This window comes from Paenibacillus sp. 4624 (assembly GCF_050435065.1).
GTDB classification, from domain to species: Bacteria; Bacillota; Bacilli; order Paenibacillales; family Paenibacillaceae; genus Paenibacillus; species Paenibacillus amylolyticus_D.
Genome location: NZ_JBNDJR010000004.1, coordinates 284272 through 301952 on the forward strand (window position 1 = coordinate 284272; position 17681 = coordinate 301952).

The window sequence follows — 17681 nt, forward strand, 5'->3', positions numbered from 1 at the left end:
TCGTGTGTTTGCTCGTTTCACTCATATAATTCTCTGAATGTAAAAAAAATCCTGCTGCCTCCCTCCACGAACACCTAGGCTTGACATGCATAGGATATAGCACTCCCAGGATCGATGACCGGGGATGCAGGGAGGCTGTCATCATGGTGAATATTCAACTTATACCATTGCATTATGTGTATTTGGCGTTTATTGTCCTCATTATTGCTGTCTTGGTTCGCCGCAAAGATACAACGATGATCTGTGTCGCAGGCATTATGACCATTGGACTGCTGGCAACTGAAACATTAAGCGGTTCCGTTACCGGGGTTTTTAACAGTTTTATCTACGCAACGAAGGAATTGCTAAGTACAATCTTTATCATCTCAATTATTGTGGCGATGAGCCGTGTTTTAATCCGAACAGGTATTAATGAAATCATGGTCACGCCGCTCACCCGATTTATTCGCACGCCTCAAGCTGCATACTGGGGCATTGGACTCATTATGATGGTCGTATCTTTATTTTTTTGGCCATCTCCTGCAGTAGCCTTGATTGGAGCAGTACTTTTACCGGTAGCGGTTCGCGTAGGTTTACCTCCGATTGGAGCTGCAATCGCGATGAACCTGTTTGGACATGGCATTGCCTTGTCAGGGGATTACATTATTCAAGGCGCTCCCAAACTTACTGCAGACGCAGCAGGTCTTCCTGTTACGTCAGTGATGGTTGCCAGTGTTCCTCTCGTCGTAGTCATGGGCATGGTATCTACTCTTACCGCCTTCTGGATGCTTCGCAAAGAGATGAACACCACCAAATGGAAGGTACAAGAGTTTACTCACCCACAACAGTCAGCGTCTGAGTCACCGTCAGAACCAAATCAGTCTGCACCGGTTCCGACATTGCCTCTCCGTCTGAGAAAAACCTTCGCCCTGCTTATTCCGTTGTTGTTCGCACTAGATGTTGTACTCATGTTTATTCTGAACCTGCAAGGCGGAGATGCAACAGCGTTAATTGGCGGAACCGCAGTTGTTATTCTGATTGCCGTTTCTCTTGCAGCACACGGTCACAGTGGATCAGAAGAAACAACCCATTATTTAATTGAAGGATTCCAGTTCGGGTTCAAAGTATTTGGTCCAGTTATTCCGATTGCTGCATTCTTTTATCTCGGTGATGCTGCTATAACAGAGTTATTTGTGAATCCACTTCCTGAGGGGTCACACGGGATCGTCAATGATCTTGGCGTTGCACTTGCGGGGATTGTGCCTATGAATGGAACTGTTGGGGCGATTACGATGACCGTCACTGGGGCTGTAACCGGTCTGGATGGTTCTGGCTTTTCGGGAATTTCCCTCGTGGGTTCGATTGCTGCCATGTTTGCAGGTACGACAAACGCGGCTCCGGTACTTACCGCACTGGGCCAAGTAGCCGCAATCTGGGTTGGCGGCGGAACGTTGATTCCGTGGGCGTTAATTCCGGCTGCCGCCATTTGCGGGGTCAGCCCGTTTGAACTTGCGAGGCGTAATCTGAAACCGGTTATCATCGGATTAACAGTAACTACGATTGTAGCGATCTTCCTCATTTAAATGTGACTCGTGACCGGGCAAAGTCCCACAGCTCTGGCTCTTGCAGGCAGGCTAGATCACGCATGGCTATGTAAGGATCACCCTCTAACCCTAGCACATGGGCGAAAGCAGGCTCTGTTTTCCACCCTGATTGCTTCAGTCTGCGAATCTCGCGGTGCCCTGCTTCTCCCCATAACTGCAACAAACTCCATTCGACCTGCATATGTAAGTAAGCGTGCTGCTGATACACAGGAGTCGCTTGGGCAAATATTTCAACAGGCCATAACCCCAAGCTCAGTTTACATGTGACATATGCTTTCTGATTTAAGACATGATCTTCGTACGTCCACTCTGTTCTTCCGTTCACCGCGATGCCCTCTAGTTGCCTAGCCATCTCGACTTGGAAAGCGTTCAGATCTTCTGAATAACACAGGATGTCCAGATCACTATCAGGAAGATCCACGTCAATCGGTACCGTGCCCGCAGGGTACGCAGCGTGGGCAGAAAGCATGAAAAGTAGTCCGCTCTCGTGCAAAACACGGTAAGCATCTTGTTGGCGTTGATTGCCAACCGACAGGTGTGTCATCACTTTTTTGGTCGTATCCAGCCTCCCGTTCACACTCATTGCGGATGATTACCTGCAGAAATCACTTGTTTCACTCGCCCCACTTGACCGTTTGTCAATCTCACTTTGATCCCGTGGGGATGTGAAGGAGACTTGGTTAACAAATCCTTGACGATGCCTCTTGTCAGTTTGCCACTGGATTGATCCTGTTTCAGCACGATATCTACCTCTAGACCAGGTCTGATGTCCGCTCTCTTTTGTCCATTCAACTTGTTCACCTACTCTATTAACATAATTGTGTCTGATATATAAAGACTTTATCTATTGTAGACGTTTCGATTGTAAAACAAAAGCGTAGGACTTGTTTCCGAACATTTTGCGACATCCCGCCAAACGAGGTTAAATGAATAACTACATGACAAACAGCCGCAAAGCATCATTAGTTCAGCTTGATTGCGGCTGTGATTAGTATAGACATAACAAAAAATATATTCTTGCTTTTTTTCATCACTGTCTAGATCCAGCAGGCTTTGCTTACAATCGTTAACGCTCCTGCATTAAGGCTGCTTTCGTGGTAATGAGGACGACACTCCACCCTTGGCAGCTTCACGAGCTTTCACCGCAAGAAGTTCGGATACCGTAACAAATTGATACCCCTGTTCCTGCAATTTGGGCAAAATCGTTCGCAGGGCATCGATCGTATGGGATTTGCTCTCCACTTTGTCATGAAACAAAACGATGTCTCCATTACGAGCATTATTTAACACTTTGTTTGTGATCGCTGATACACCAGGCAGGGCCCAGTCTCGAGTATCCTGATGCCAAGACCATAATACGATGGTGTACCCTTTTTGCTTAGCAGCCTGAATCACCATATCGTTGTAATACCCCCCAGGAGGTCTAAACAACAGCGGGCGCTGCGCACCTGCACTTACAATGGAATCCTCCGCTGCCTCCATGTCTTTCATGTATTTGTCCGCTGCTGTTGAGCGAACGGCATACGTGTGTGCAAATGTATGATTTGCGATCTCATGTCCTTCGAGCTGTTCCTGCCTGACGATGTCCGGAAATTTTTCTGCCCATTTGCCGAGTACAAAAAAAGTCCCCTTTGCATGATACTGTTTGAGCAAAGCTAAAATTTGCGGTGTCTGCACAGGGTCTGGTCCATCATCAAAAGTCAGGGCGATCAGTTTGTCCTGCGTGGGAACTTCCCACACGATCTCTCCCCGTTCTTCATAATACTGACGGTTCTTCTGCACTGGCTTGGCATACGCTGAACATGTCGAACTGCCAAAGATTATTCCAGTCAGCATGAACAATGCGATGAATCGGGTAGCTTTCAGCTTCATGTCGTATCCTCACTTTGAATTTCATACGTCAAACTCTCCGTTAGCATTGCCCGATTCGCGCGAACTCATGAATAATCGATTAATCGTTTTTAAGAGCTGTTGCTTCTACATCATTGATATAACGACGTAATCTGGCTGCAACATCGCGTGTAATCTCTCCATTCTCATACAGTTGTTGTATTGTATTGCGCTGCTCCTGGATGGCTACCATCTGAAGTTCCAGTTTATCCTGATTAAACGGATCTTCAGTCGTCTTATCCTGATTCCACGCACGTAACTTTGCGATCACCCGTTCATATTTGGAAATAACCGCGAGAGCCGCCACACGATTGGAGTCATTCATCTGTGCCCGGATTGCTTTGATTGCTGCCTGAGAGGTGCGTAGCTTAACCTTTCGAAACAGTTCCGCATTTTCAAGCATAAAGGGCTGGTCTTGTTTGCTGGAGCGGCTTGTAAAGAGTTGGCCCAGCATTCTTCCGATTTCATGAAGTGACGCCAGTAGCTGAGTATTTATCCGGTTCGAGAGCATCATCTCCTTGCGATCCAGCCAGTTGTCACATTTGAAAGCCGCTTCTGGCCCAAGGGCATTTTCATCCATCATCGCTTCAATCTCTTTGCGCTCCGCCCGGGTAGCAATTAGATTAATCGCTGTTTCCTGCTTCTGCAATGTTTTACGATTATCTGCTGTAAACTGCCCTGTCACCTGTTTAATATATTTGGACAGGTCAGACACAACGGCCAGTGCGGCAGCTTTATTTTCATCGTTCATTTCAGACTTGACCGCTCGAATAGCGGCATTCAGCATAATGTCCTGTGCTCTGCGTTCAGATTTCTGTGGTGTATTTTCATCGGAGGATTTCCCCTCTTCCTTGGCTAACACAGGTAACAATGCACTCGCAGCAATCAGAGAGAACAGAATAACACCAGCCGCCAGAAAAATAATTAAATCACGCTCGGGAAAAGGTGACCCGTCCTGAAGCACAAATGGAATCGAAAATGCTCCAGCCAGCGTCACTGCACCTCTTACTCCCGATAAGGAGAGGATGGTAATCTCCTTAAAGCGCGGTTTACCAATAGTGGACTTCGCACGTAGCCATTCATTGACTTGCCAGAACAAATAAATCCACAAGAACCGTAACAGCACAAGCAGCACGGAGATGATCAGTACATAACCGAGTACCTCGAAGTTATTGAATGACACGTTAACAAAGATCTTACTAAGCACATCGGGAACCTGCACGCCGAGAATGACAAACACCAGGCCATTCAATATAAATAAAATAACAGACCACGTGCTCGCAGATACCACTTGCATCTTAATCTGAACCGATTCCGCCCGGTCACGCTCAATCGCATGAATAATCCCGCCGGCAACCACAGCCAGAATGCCGGAAACTCCGATCTCTTCACTCACCAGATAGATGACGAATGGAGTCAGAATCTGAAGCAGCATATGAATCGTTACATCCTCCATGCCCAGTCTGCGAATCCATACCCCAAGACGAATAAACAAAAAAGACATGAGCGCGCCAGCGAGCAGGCCTCCCACGGCAATGATAATGAAACTGACCGTCGCTTGGGCGAGTGAAAAAACACCCGTAACCGTCGCTGCGATGGCAAATTTAAATGCGACCAGGCCCGAAGCGTCATTCATTAATGCTTCTCCTTCAAGAAGTCTATGTATGCTTTTGGGCAGATGTACACGTCCGGCCATGGCACCTACAGCCACTGCATCTGTCGGGGAAAGAATGGCCGCGAGCGCAAATGCAGCAGGAAGTGGAATAGTCGGAATTAGCCAGTGTATGGCATATCCGGCAACAGCAACCGTAACGAACACCAGCCCCAGTGCAAGCAAGAGAATCGGCGCACGCAGATTCCACAGTTCGTTTCTTGGTGTTCTTTTTCCATCGTTATACAGTAAGGGAGCAATAAAAAGCACAAAAAACAATTCCGGATTCAATGGTAGATGTACACCCGCTGGCAGCAGTGCTACCGCTACACCTAGTGCAATCTGAATAAGCGGAACGGGAATAAAAGGGACGAACCGGTTCAACACGTTAGATAGACCGATCAGTCCAAGCAATGCAAGTACCGCAATGAATAGTTCCATGATGACATCCCTTTCCGCTACATAAGTCATGAATCGTTTGTGATGCCTTTATTTTAACAAAAACATAGACGTTTATAACAAAGTTTTCATATTCATTTACCCACTTCAAACATGCTGATACACATCAATCCGAAACATTTTTGATTGATGTCATATATAAGATGTACAATATGTTAAGGACATACTCTGTCAGAAAGGAACGTTCAACTATGGCTTTTGGCATTAAACGGCAAGAACTTGCAGCTTGGAAAGAACGAGTCGCTCGCGGTGAGATCGCCTATCTCACTCATTTCTGGATTGATTCCAGATTTCCCGGCATAACCAGTGTCACCAAAGTGGGCTGTGCAGACCTGCATCGCCTGGAACAATGGTGTCGTGAACACGGGTTAGACCCGCGTTATATTCACCGGAGACAGCCCTTCCCCCATTTTGACTTAATGGGCAGCCGGCAGAAAGATATTCTTATACAGGAAGGCCTGGATGATCATGTATCTCGCTTTCATCTATAGCTCTGTTATAACACGCAAAACGCCAGTCTTCACATATTCATACCCGGTACCGGGCACGAATGCATGAGGACTGACGTCTTCAGGTGTCATATGAATTAACGATAGGTCTGCTCAAAAGATTTCATATTTTCCAGCAGCTTCATTTCTATTTTTTTGAGCATGCCCAGCATTAACTGTTGTTCTTCCTCCGTAAGCGCTTGTAACAACTCCCATGTCATGCGGCCACGATTAGCATTCAACGTTCTGGCTAATTGCTCTCCTTCATCCGTTAAGGACAGCCAAACAATTCTGCGATCTTCCTCGCTGCGTTCCCGTTGAATCAAATTTTCACTTTCAAGTTGATTAAGTACAATCGTCGTAGCTCCAGAGGACAGACTAAGCTGACGCGCAACATCAACAGCCATGCAGCGTTTTTCACGTAAAATCATGCCCAATATATGGCTTTTTGTTGGGTTCAACTTACAGTTTGTTTCTGACTTTTGCTGTTGATCCAATACTTTATTTTTATATCTGAAGAAGGCCTCCAACAATTGATCAACGTTTGCCAATTGCGAGTTTCGCTCCGTATTCGGGCTCATATCCGTTCCTCCTGCCTTTCATTGTAACCTGCCTTATATTGTAACATATTTACACACATTTGGTTGTGAAAAAAATAAGGTTGCCTGGCGGGCAAACGGGTGCTTCCCTTTATGTGATAAAAAATTTGAATTTGGCCTATTGTATATAAAGAATACTTTGTTTATAATAACGTATGTCCATTTAGTTACTTTTAGTTACTTAATAATTTAAATAAATCTGTTATCATAAAGTAAACATTTGTCCATCATTAGATTTTTACCATTATATAGTAAGGGAATAATGTATATGAAATTGATGAAATCTCAAACAAACGATCCCCTTTACACGGATGTCTGCATTGTCGGGGCAGGGCCTGGAGGCGCCTTGCTTTCGTATTTGCTTAACCAGAAAGGTATCTCTACATTACTCATTGAGCGACAGCCACATCTGCATAAATCGTTTCGCGGAGAACTGCTGAACGCTGACGGGGAACGCATTCTACACAAGCATGGGTTATATTCGCACATCCAAGAGCGCGGGGTACTGCTACTAGAACAGATTCAATATTGGGAAGAAGGCAATATCATCCACACGATTAACCCCGATCCAACCAAAGGAGAGCACCACGTTGGCGTGCACGTTCCACAAGATCATCTTCTCGAAGCGATCACTGCTCAGATTGAAGCGCTAATGCCAATGCATCAGGTTCGCTTCAATACAGTCATGACCGGGTTGCTTCGGGACAAAAGTGGCCATGTTGCTGGCATTAACGTGCGTCAAAATGGTGTTCCTGCCTCTATTAGAGCATCTGTCGTTATCGGTGCTGACGGTAGATATTCGGCGGTACGCAAACATGCCGGCCTTGTACCCGAGATTCGCAAACACGGCTACGATCTGTTATGGGCACGTATTCCCGCCCCTCCAGGATGGGAACCCGCCGTTCGTATGGCAAGTATGGATGGTCAACAGCTCGCGTTATTTTCACAATACGGTGGTTATGTACAGATTGGATGGAATATTCCCGAAGGCGGATATGCTAAGCTGCGTGAACAGCCCTTTGCTCCTTTTGTAAGCAAGCTGGTAGCGGCCTTTCCTTGTCTTGCGGATTCTGTCGCTATGCATATCAAAGATTGGAGTGACTTTGTGCTGCTGTCTGTAGAGAGCAGTTATAGTTCCCGGTGGGCAGAGGATAATGTCGTACTCATTGGTGATGCTGCTCATACGATGACACCTACAGGGGCATTTGGCTTGAATGCCGCGCTCGAGGATGCCGACGTTCTTGCCGGACTGCTTATACAGATGGCACAGAATGATTTCACATCTTCCGATGTGCTGCAGCAGCTGCAGGTCATCCGTGGCTCCAAAGTACAGCAACAACTGGCACGCCAAGTGGAAATGGAGTCCTCTTTTCAGCAGCGGTATGAATCCTTTCGCTAATTGTAATCGGGATGCGCAACAACATATGTTCAAAATAAGTGCAGAAGCCATGTCTTGCCCATACGGGAAAACATGGCTTTTAACTCGTTAACGAGGTTTTCTTTGCTCTGAGCACTGATCAGGAACAACATCAAATCTGAAATCAATTCTTCACTGCTGGGATCATAGCATCCCAATTCTCTCCATTCAGTTCTCCTTCGAATCAAAAAATGGGCTGATAATAGCCTTTTGAATCATAGGTGTGAGTCAGCTCATACTTGTTCACACTGAGGTTCTGGTTAAATCAAGCTTCACTTGCATTCATTGCACTTACTCGCAACTCTTGAAGTGGCAAAGCTTGCATCTCTGGATGCTGCAACCTTACTGTACGGCTCTCTCCGGGCAATAGATCAAAATAGTTATCACTGAATCGAACCCGGCCAACCGGCAACTCCAGTTTCACCATACGTGCAATGGCACCACTCACATTAACGGTTACGGATTGTTCTTCTTCGTTGACATGAACGCTGAGCTGAGACTGCGGCAACACCACATCTTTGGGATCACGCAAAAAGTAACGATTTACGGGTGCAATAAACCCTTGGGGTTGCAGTTCCACCATCACTTCTTCCGCCTGTTTGGTCCCAAGCACTTCGGCTTCCTCCACTGCAGCAATCTGCATAGATGTCTGAGCTTGTACCTTTACTACATATGTTGAGGTATATAGCAACTCTCCGTGCAGGTCATAAACATTCAGCCGAAGTTGTCCTCCCACTTCATCCTGTGTATCGTTAACTACCCATAAATTAAGCGAGTGTTCTGGTTCGTGCTCGAGCGACAATAGTACAGGATGAAAGAACGTTTTGGCATAATAAAATGAAGCCTTCGGCAGCAGTTCATAATCGATCATCGACCAGCTTGTTCCGGGCCAGCTATCATTCAGTTGCCACACCAGCGCGCCGCTATTGCGGTCATTGATCCGCCTGAAATGTTCTATCCCATAGCGTAGACCCTCTGCTTGTGTCAGCATGGAGAAGTTCATGTATTCCTCTATATTCTGCGGAATGCCCGTGTACCCTTCCATCAGCAAAATCCCTTTCTGATGATTCGTATCCTTATTACGATAGGCCATTTCGGGACTCCCCCAGTAAAACTGGCCAGTAGGTGTATTTTTCTCCAGCGTATACCGATTAGCTGAAGCATGCATGCCAAATTCACTGCTGAACAGCGCTTGATCCTTTTTATAATTTTTGAACGTGACCCCCTCAATGCTATAATCCAGAACAGGTACTTCTCCCTGTTTCCTCGGGTATACAGAACCGTGCCACACCTGCCAGTTGTGCCGATCTCCGGTATCCGGGTCATTCGCATCCTGTCCATGCTCTCTACCATAAGGTGAAGAAGGCCAGTACGGCCTGGACGGATCTAGCCGCTCCAATGCCTCCGGAATCAGCTCATGGTAGATATGCTCCCCGTAGAACGGACTTGTGATATCACCACTTGCCGTTTTCATATCATACAGCCAGTCGATTTCATTGTTGCCGCACCAGATCGCAAGTGAAGCACGATTACGTAAGCGAAGTATGTTATTTTCAACCTCTTGCTGTACATTTTGCATGAAGTCACGATTGAAATCCGGAAATAACGCGTTGGCAAAGGCAAAATCCTGCCAGACGAGCACCCCTTGCCGATCACATTCGTCATAAAAAACTTCTTTCTCATAGATACCGCCTGCCCATACACGCAGCATATTCATATGTGCTTCTACAGACAGTTCCACAAGTTCGCGGTACCGTGAACTCGGAATCATTCCAATCCGTTGATCGGCAGGTATCCAGTTTGCTCCTTTGGCGTAAATTTTGACTCCGTTCAGGATAAAAGCAAACCGGCTCTCTCCCTGCTCATTCTGCAGAGCTAGCTCAATCGTCCGTATGCCATACGGCTGACAATAACGATCCAAAGCTAGGCCACCTGCATAGAGTGTAACCTCAATGGTATACAGATAGGGTTCACCCAGATCATGAGTCCACCACAAGCAGGGATGATCCACATCTAAGGTTACATCTGCTCTTCCCTGTTCTACAGATGAAGAAATAACGCTTGCTACAAGCTCTCCTTGCTGATCCAGAAGACGAATATCACAAGTGGTCACGACAGGCTGTGTCCGTTTTTGCTTGCTTCGCAGAGATAAAACAGATTGTACTTCTGCAGTGACTTGTACTTGAGCCTGTTCCTTGCTTACAGCGTTGGTTCGTGCGTAAACATGTTTCAGTTTGGCCACCGTGCTGCGCTCCAGACGGACAGCTCCCCAGATCCCTACCGTAACGATACGCGGCCCCCAGTCCCAGCCAAAATTCATAGCCGCTTTACGCAGCCACGGGCGTTCCTTCGTATAGGAAGACCAGTCAAACGTCTCCTTATCACGATGATGAAGATGAAGCGGGTCAAAGCGCACCGCAATCGCATTCCAGCCGCTTCGCACCAAACGGGTCACATCAAATGTATGAGACATCAGCATATTAGCTGTTTTTCCGGCCTCATGTCCATTGACGTATACCGTTGCAAACGTATCCAAACCTTCAAATACGAGTTCAATATGTTCCTCTGAAGATGCACCCCGTTCTAGATTAAAGGTGGTGCGATACCACCACTCCTTCTGCTCGATCCAGCGACTTTTCGCATCGTTATGTCCAAAATAAATCGGATCAATAATTCCACGCTCTTCAAGTGCCCCATGAACATCACCAGGTACGGCTGCCCCGATCCAGAATCGGTCATCCAGCGCTGCAGCGGCAACATCCATTGCTCGCTTTTCTCCAACTTCGTAATGTTGTATCCTCCACTGTCCTGATAAATCCTGACTTGTACGACAAACGTTGACCATTGTACTCCTGCTCCTCCCGTCTAGCTGCCTGAAGATTTGAATGCAAGTGCCTGCTCCCGGTACTCACTCGGTGTTTTGCCCGTATGCTTTTTGAACAGTCTGCTAAAATACTTCACATCCTCATAACCGCTAATTGCTGCGATTTCACTGACCTTTGCCGGAGACACAACGAGCATATCCATTGCCCGTCTGATCCTCATATCTGTAACAAAATCACCAAAGGTTACACCCATTTCTTTTTTAAACAATTCACTAAGATGGCCTGGATGCAAATGAACCTGCCCGGCTACCTGTTGCAAGCTAATATCCTGTGCCAGTGCATTTTCAATATAACCTATCGCTTTCTGCACATGTGCGGCCTGCCCCTGTCCCATGCGACTGTGATATGCATGCATCACATCATATAGATGGTGGAACAATTCATCCCCGATCTCTGCTGGTTTCTTATCAGATTCAGGCGTCCAAGGCTCAAGCCTGGAGGGTTGTTCCCTTCCAATCGCTTGAAGTGTTCGCGCCAGCCAGCGGTGTCCTGCAATGACCACCGAATGTAGACAAGCTACATAAGATCCTGGTGTGACATCAGGTTCTGCAATCAACCTGGTAATCAATTCACGTATCCACGTTGTAAGCATGACTGGATCATTGTCCATTAGCAACGTACCGAGGGTGGTTTCCTCCTCATGTGTCAACACCGTTTTGCCACCTCGCCTGACGTTGATCTCTTCATACCGCCACACTTTGGTATCCAGCAGTCCACGATACTGTAAAGCTACTAACGCCGTTTGATAACTATGGTGCAATTCAGAAGCGTGGTGAACAGGTTTACCAAGCACAGCACGAAGAGAACATTTCAACCATGACTCCATACGATCTATGCCTTCCTCTATCCTGTATACGCTTACTTCGTTTTCAGAAGCCACAGGCAGAACACAGACAACATATTGTTTGTCAACCTGGGCAATCGTTCCTGGGAGCACTTCTTCCATCATATTTTGCACAGCAAACCGAAGCAACGCATCGGAAGAACGGCCCCAACCCTCTGCCTCAATAACTACAACTTGCCTGCTCACTGGCCGCTCACTGCCGCTAACTTGCTCTATGGATTGAACGTTGGGCGCATGTTCCTCATGAAATGCGAGGAAGGACGGGCAACTCCCCGAATTCATATTACCTTCGATCACCCAGCCGGCAAACTTCCTCTCCCGGTTCTCACGTAGGAATTGTCCCTCACGGGACTTCTCTGCCCACCGTTCTGTAATTCTCCCTTTCGCCTGCAACACCGTTTTGATGATCTCTTCCGGTTTGCTCGTTTTCAGGAGATAGTCTGTGACACCATTACGGATCGCTTGCTGGGCGTAGGAGAAATCATCGTAACCTGATAAAATAATGACCTCCAGCTCTGGAAGCAGATGCTGCGCTTCTTCCGCCAGCTCCAGCCCCGACTTGCCATTCATTCGAATATCGGTCATCAAAATATGCGGGCGTTCCTCTGCTAGTCGAGTTAAAGCTTCCTCGGCAGAAGCAGCTGGCGGAAGGATGTCAATGCCAAGTTCATGCCAGGCGATCACACTCGCGAGCCCTGTGCGAATAATGACTTCGTCATCCACAATCAATAATCTCATGGCGATTCCTCCAGAATTGGAATGGAGAACGAAATTCGTGTGCCTCCGCCCTTTTTGCTGTGTATTTCAAGCAACGCATCCGTTCCATAATGAAGAAACAGGCGTTCGTTCACATTACGGAGACCATACCCTCCATCGGATAACGACTGCTCCGGTTGCTTCCCTTGGGAACGACTGCCTTGCGGCAACATGTTACTCTCATCCGCGGGTATAATACTGGCCCTCAATTGCTCCAATTGCTCCAGTTCCATGCCCGCACCGTCGTCCAGCACTAAAATGTTCATTCGCTCAACTACAGCATCCTTCTGAATCATAATCGTTATCGTACCTTGGCCTTCTGCCTGTTGAATCCCGTGAATCATGGCATTCTCCACGAGTGGCTGCAACAGAAGCTTTAACATCATTCGCTGCTCCAATGCAGGATCAACAATATAATGCAGCACGAATTGATCCGGAAAACGAATCGACTGTACCCGTACATAATGACGGATATGTGCAATCTCTTGGGCAACCGGGCAATAGTCCTGCCCCTTATTCAAACTGATTCGCAGAAAATCACTCAGTCCCTCTACCATATCTGCAATCCGGTTTTCTTTGGACATCAGCGCGATCCAATGAATAGAGGAGAGCGTGTTATACAGAAAATGAGGATTAATCTGAGCCTGGAGCACGCGCAGATCTGCTTCTTTTTTGCGAGCTTCCCCACGAATGATCTCTTCCTTAAGCCATTCAATATGTGCACCAAGCAGATTGTAACTTTCGCCCAGCTTGCCAATCTCGTCATCGCTTTCTGCTCGAAATAACGGCAAGGGGCGCTTCGGGTCAATCCGAGACAAATGCCGGGTTAATACAAGCAGCGGCCTCGTAACCCTGCGAACCGTGAACCAGACCAAACCACCGCTGATTAACGCTGATAAGGCAACCGCAATGGCTGTCAAAATAATAATGTAACTATTCTCTGATCGGTATTGCTCGTAAGGAACCATACCAACCAGCGTCCACCCCGTCAGTTCCTCAGGGTAATACAGGACCGTACGTTTTCGTTCTTGCTCACCATACGTAGTCGTCCCACTGTGCCCCTTCTGGATGCGCGTAATCAGTCCCGGTTCGAGATCAGATACATGTAACCCAAGCCGGGATTTATCCATAGAGGACAGAACCTCCCCTGTGTTGCCGATCAGTTCAAGGCTACCTTCCCCTCTACCCAGTCCAAACGCTGGCCACCCTTTAGAGATCGCATTTTCATTTAAACTGATGCTAAGCCAGCCGATGGGACGATAATTGTGGATGCTGCGGATTGGCCTGATCAACGTAATGACATTTTGAATTCCAGCATAATTGCGAACGGGATATACACCCGTCCACCTTTTATCCGCGTTTCCACTAGGGAGAGACGGATAGAACAGGCCCTCCCCGTCCGGTTCATACCAAGTGGCTGTGGACAACGAAGCATCAAAACGCCCGGGATAGATGGCGATGTTCGCAATGTACTTTTTGGATGCAGCCAGATTGGTCATTCGGCCCACAATGTCCAAGCGATCGGGTTCATGATCCTCATCCCGGCTTAGGTACTGCTGAATATCTCTTTCGCCAATCAGGAAAATGGATAAATTCTCCGCATCCTGGAGCATATAACGAAGATTCGCTTCCACTTGTTTCAGTGTATCCATCCCGGACAGCTTCGTTTTTTCCTCCGTGATGCGTGAGGCGAACAGGAAAGCAAATAGTCCAAGCGCTACAAGTGGCACAATCATCGAGGCTGTGACAACGACGGACAGCTTTCGTTGCAGTGAAGATGTAAGCCAGCGAACCAACTCTGTTCCTCCTTTGGATGCGCCCCTCGCTTACCCTTTGACTGCACCTGCTGTCATGCCCTTCATCACCTGTTCCTGAAAGATTAAATAGACTATGATGGTGGGAATAACGGACAGGGTCATGGCAGCAAGCGTAAGACCATAATCGGTCTGATACCCATCTGCAAAGTTCGCAATGGCAAGCGGTAACGTTTTCAATCCCGTTTTATTAATAAATACAAGGGCGAAGGAAAAATCGTTCCACGCATGTAAAAAACTCAAAATGGTCACCGTAGACAGTGCAGGAAGCGACATGGGAAGCATGATACGGGTAAAAAGTCCCCAAAGTCCGGTTCCATCCATAAAAGCTGCCTCTTCAATATCACGCGGAATGCTAACCAGATAAGCTGTCAACACAAAGATTGCCGTTGGCAAAGCAAACGCAGTATACGGCAGAATCAAAGCCCAATACGTGTTGAGCAAGGACATCTGTTTCATCAAAATAAACAACGGAACGAGTGTACTATGAATCGGGATGAGCATGCCTACAACGAAAAAAGTCATAACCAGCCCTTTCCAGCGAAACTGGAATCGTGCCAGAATGAATGAAGCCAGCGCCGCGATAAACAGCGTCAGGATCAGCGAGCCAATCGCTACGGTTAGTGAATTGCCAAAGGCCGTTCCGAGCTTCGAGCTTTCCCAGGCATGTGTAAAATTGGCCACATTCCAGTGTGCCGGTAGACCAAAAGGTCTGCTGTAGAAATCCTCATTCGTTTTGAACGCACTAATCACAAGCCAATAAAACGGATACAATGTTAAAATACCATAGACCGTAAGAAGCGTCCAAACGATTCCTTTGCGGATCTGCCGGATGGAATGCCCTGCATGGCCTCGTGGTGTTGGTATGGTCACAGGTGTTGTTCGCATGAGCGCGCCTCCTTTCTACCTTTTTTCTTTACGTTTCCGACTGGTCACCCACTGGCTTGTTCCGATGAGTAACAGGGAAATCAGAACAATCGTTGTAGAGATCGCACTACCAAAACCATATCGGTACGTTGTAAACGTAGAGTTATACATATACGTAGCGAGCAACTCCGTTGCGTGAGCCGGCCCTCCCTTTGTCATGATGTAGACCAGATCAAAGGACTTCAGACTGCCTGAAATACATAAGATAATTGCAACTTGTACCGTTCCCCAAATCATCGGCAGTGAAATGGAAACCAGTTTACGGATTCCAGATGCGCCGTCTATTTTAGCTGCGTCATGGATTTCACCCGGGATGTTCTGCAAAGCAGAGATAAAAATAATCAGATACAGTCCAACAAAACTCCAGAGCAAGGGTGGCACTAGAGAAAATATCGCGATCTTTGCATCGGACAGCCATTGCAGCTTCCAGCTCTCTAGCCCTATTGCATCCAGCAGAAAATTCAAGATACCGATCTGTGGATGATAGATATACTGCCAGATCATGCCGATGACAACGGTTGACAATACCATAGGCAAAAATACGGCCGAGCGCAGAAAGCGCTGGAGCGGGTTGCTTTTGTGTAACATAACTGCCAGCATGAGTGCTAATGGAATCTGACCGAACACCGAAGCGAGCACAAAAATGACATTATTTTTCAAAGCCCGCCAAAAGATCGCGTCATTCCAGATCTCCACATAGTTGCTCAGGCCAATATACGTCGATGCGCCAATGCCAGACCAGTTAAAAAAGCCGTAATATGCTGACCACACAACAGGCACAAACACAAACAATGCATAGATAATAACTGCCGGTGCAAGCCCCAGCATAATAAAACGCCGACTTTGTAATGCGTTCAATGGCTTCACTCCCCTTGTATTGCCTTTCTAATCTGTCCGGTATCGGACTTCTCCTCTTAATTAAAAACCCCTCCCCTGCCGGGAAGGGGAATGAACTGTGCTTAGGTTAATCAGCCTCCCGAAGCAGGAAGCAACCTATTGTTTCATTGCATTCGCTTGTGCTGCTTGAATTCGGCCCGCGATATCTTCCGCTTTGCCGCCCATCAGCAGCTCCTGTAGCCCGTTATTAATCACTTCAACCGTAGCCGATCCCAGCTTGGAATCGTATACCGGCGTAATCTTTACTTCCTGCATCAGATCGTACAATTCCACAAACAACGGATGAGCTTTGGACTTATCCAGATCAATCTTGTAGCTGACCAGTGTACTGCTATCCAGCGTAGCTTTTTGACCGTCCGGACCAGCCAGTGCGTAGAACAGCTCCATCGCGGCGTCTTTTTGAGCACCGCTTAACTTTTTACTAACACCGAGCCCCGTTCCGACGACCCCTGATGTCGTTCTTGGTTCACCTTTGCCGCCATCTACAGGGGGCAAAATTGTAATATGTGTATTTTTCAGCACTTCTTCCGGTGCATTGTTAACGAGGTTGGCGAGCGCCCACCCGCCGTTCATGACCATCGCTGTTTTCCCTTGGAAATAAAGCTGCATCATCTGGGTTTCATCAATACTGTTGAATCCGTCCTGAAAAGCCTTTATGTTTCCAAGTTCCTGCATTTTCTTCAACGCTTCAACAAATTGCGGATCCGTGAAACTTGCACCATCCTGAGCTACGGCTTTCAGAAACCAGTCTGTACCCGTCACCCGATCCGCCAGCGTACTGAAAATGGTAGACTGGGCAACCCAGTTCGTTTTGTTACCGAGAGCCATCGGAATAATCCCTTTTTCGTTAAACGAAGCAACTGCCCGTTCCAATTCAGCCCATGTTTCAGGAACCTTTACGTTGTTCTCTTTGAAAAGTGCCTCGTTGTAATAAATAAAAGAGCTGGGCGCCAGATTCATCGGAACAGAATAAATATTGCCTTCAACTGTATATCCATCCAGTGCATTTGGAATAAAATTGTCTTTCCATTCCGGCTTCGCATCCAGTTCTGCGTTGATCGGCTGCAGCAGATCTCCTTTGACGAACTCCTTGGTCATCGCATCCGGCCACATCACGAAGAGATCAGGCATCTCGTTGGCTGCCGCAACCGTGCGCAGTCTTGTTTTAAGTCCATCCGTAGGCAAACCTTCATCCACCACCTCGATGTCTGGATGTGCTGTTCGGAAATCTTCAATAATTTTGCGCATCGCCACCGCTTTGGCGTCTTGTCCTGTCCAGTTATGCCAGATGGTCACGGTGACTTTGTCACTGCCGCTGCCAGCTTCGGAAGAATCTCCGCTTGTGCACCCTGCCAAAATAACGGCGAATAAGGTTAATGCCACTATGCCTGAGAACCATTTTTTCCTCATTGTTTCTACTCCCCCTTGAGCACTTAATATCTGTATTGTAAATGGTAACGCTATCATAACG

At 47.2% G+C, this 17681-nt stretch carries 14 protein-coding genes; 3 read left to right on the forward strand and 11 right to left on the reverse strand.

Annotation, left to right across the window (positions count from 1 at the left end; genetic code table 11):
- Window positions 1-143 precede the first annotated feature (143 nt).
- The gene (locus tag ABIE27_RS11705) at window positions 144-1562 is read left to right on the forward strand and encodes a hypothetical protein (protein ID WP_429350569.1); all 1419 of its coding nucleotides are present in this window, start codon (window positions 144-146) and stop codon (window positions 1560-1562) included.
- Here ABIE27_RS11705 and ABIE27_RS11710 read toward each other — a convergent pair.
- The 4 genes from ABIE27_RS11710 to ABIE27_RS11725 all read right to left on the reverse strand — a co-directional run bounded on the left by ABIE27_RS11710 (window position 1555) and on the right by ABIE27_RS11725 (window position 5565).
- Window positions 1555-2166 (reverse strand): DUF4269 domain-containing protein, encoded by a 612-nt coding sequence (locus ABIE27_RS11710; RefSeq protein ID WP_429350570.1) that lies wholly within the window; start codon window positions 2164-2166, stop codon window positions 1555-1557. The two genes, ABIE27_RS11705 and ABIE27_RS11710, sit on opposite strands and share 8 nt — an antisense overlap.
- On the reverse strand, window positions 2163-2375 hold the full coding sequence (locus ABIE27_RS11715) for a YwbE family protein (RefSeq protein WP_090924399.1): 213 nt from the start codon (window positions 2373-2375) through the stop codon (window positions 2163-2165). Before ABIE27_RS11715 ends, ABIE27_RS11710 begins: the two co-directional genes overlap by 4 nt.
- Window positions 2376-2663: 288 nt before the next feature.
- Entirely contained in the window at window positions 2664-3455 is a 792-nt protein-coding gene (locus tag ABIE27_RS11720) for a polysaccharide deacetylase family protein (protein ID WP_123064353.1), read from the reverse strand.
- Window positions 3456-3534: 79 nt separating this feature from the next.
- A complete protein-coding gene (locus ABIE27_RS11725; RefSeq protein WP_429350571.1) occupies window positions 3535-5565 on the reverse strand; it encodes a Na+/H+ antiporter in 2031 nt (676 codons plus the stop codon).
- A gap of 209 nt (window positions 5566-5774) precedes the next feature.
- Here ABIE27_RS11725 and ABIE27_RS11730 point away from each other — a divergent pair, with 209 nt between their 5' ends.
- Complete coding sequence (locus ABIE27_RS11730) at window positions 5775-6074, forward strand: hypothetical protein (RefSeq protein ID WP_429350572.1); 300 nt, start codon at window positions 5775-5777, stop codon at window positions 6072-6074.
- Window positions 6075-6169: 95 nt separating this feature from the next.
- Here ABIE27_RS11730 and ABIE27_RS11735 read toward each other — a convergent pair whose 3' ends face one another.
- Window positions 6170-6652 (reverse strand): MarR family winged helix-turn-helix transcriptional regulator, encoded by a 483-nt coding sequence (locus ABIE27_RS11735; protein ID WP_090924395.1) that lies wholly within the window; start codon window positions 6650-6652, stop codon window positions 6170-6172.
- Window positions 6653-6947: 295 nt separating this feature from the next.
- Between ABIE27_RS11735 and ABIE27_RS11740 the strand changes: the two genes are divergently transcribed.
- Entirely contained in the window at window positions 6948-8069 is a 1122-nt protein-coding gene (locus tag ABIE27_RS11740; protein WP_123064518.1) for an FAD-dependent monooxygenase, read from the forward strand.
- A gap of 283 nt (window positions 8070-8352) precedes the next feature.
- On the opposite strand, the gene ABIE27_RS11745 is transcribed toward ABIE27_RS11740, so the two are convergent.
- The 6 genes from ABIE27_RS11745 to ABIE27_RS11770 all read right to left on the reverse strand — a co-directional run bounded on the left by ABIE27_RS11745 (window position 8353) and on the right by ABIE27_RS11770 (window position 17620).
- Window positions 8353-10932 (reverse strand): beta-mannosidase, encoded by a 2580-nt coding sequence (locus ABIE27_RS11745; RefSeq protein ID WP_429350573.1) that lies wholly within the window; start codon window positions 10930-10932, stop codon window positions 8353-8355.
- Between the two features lie 20 nt (window positions 10933-10952).
- Complete coding sequence (locus ABIE27_RS11750; RefSeq protein WP_429350574.1) at window positions 10953-12554, reverse strand: helix-turn-helix domain-containing protein; 1602 nt, start codon at window positions 12552-12554, stop codon at window positions 10953-10955.
- A complete protein-coding gene (locus ABIE27_RS11755; protein ID WP_123064348.1) occupies window positions 12551-14368 on the reverse strand; it encodes a sensor histidine kinase in 1818 nt (605 codons plus the stop codon). Before ABIE27_RS11755 ends, ABIE27_RS11750 begins: the two co-directional genes overlap by 4 nt.
- A gap of 30 nt (window positions 14369-14398) precedes the next feature.
- On the reverse strand, window positions 14399-15274 hold the full coding sequence (locus ABIE27_RS11760) for a carbohydrate ABC transporter permease (protein ID WP_123064347.1): 876 nt from the start codon (window positions 15272-15274) through the stop codon (window positions 14399-14401).
- Between the two features lie 15 nt (window positions 15275-15289).
- Window positions 15290-16171 (reverse strand): carbohydrate ABC transporter permease, encoded by an 882-nt coding sequence (locus ABIE27_RS11765; protein WP_429350575.1) that lies wholly within the window; start codon window positions 16169-16171, stop codon window positions 15290-15292.
- Between the two features lie 135 nt (window positions 16172-16306).
- The gene (locus ABIE27_RS11770) at window positions 16307-17620 is read right to left on the reverse strand and encodes an extracellular solute-binding protein (protein WP_429350576.1); all 1314 of its coding nucleotides are present in this window, start codon (window positions 17618-17620) and stop codon (window positions 16307-16309) included.
- Between the last annotated feature and the right edge of the window lie 61 nt (window positions 17621-17681).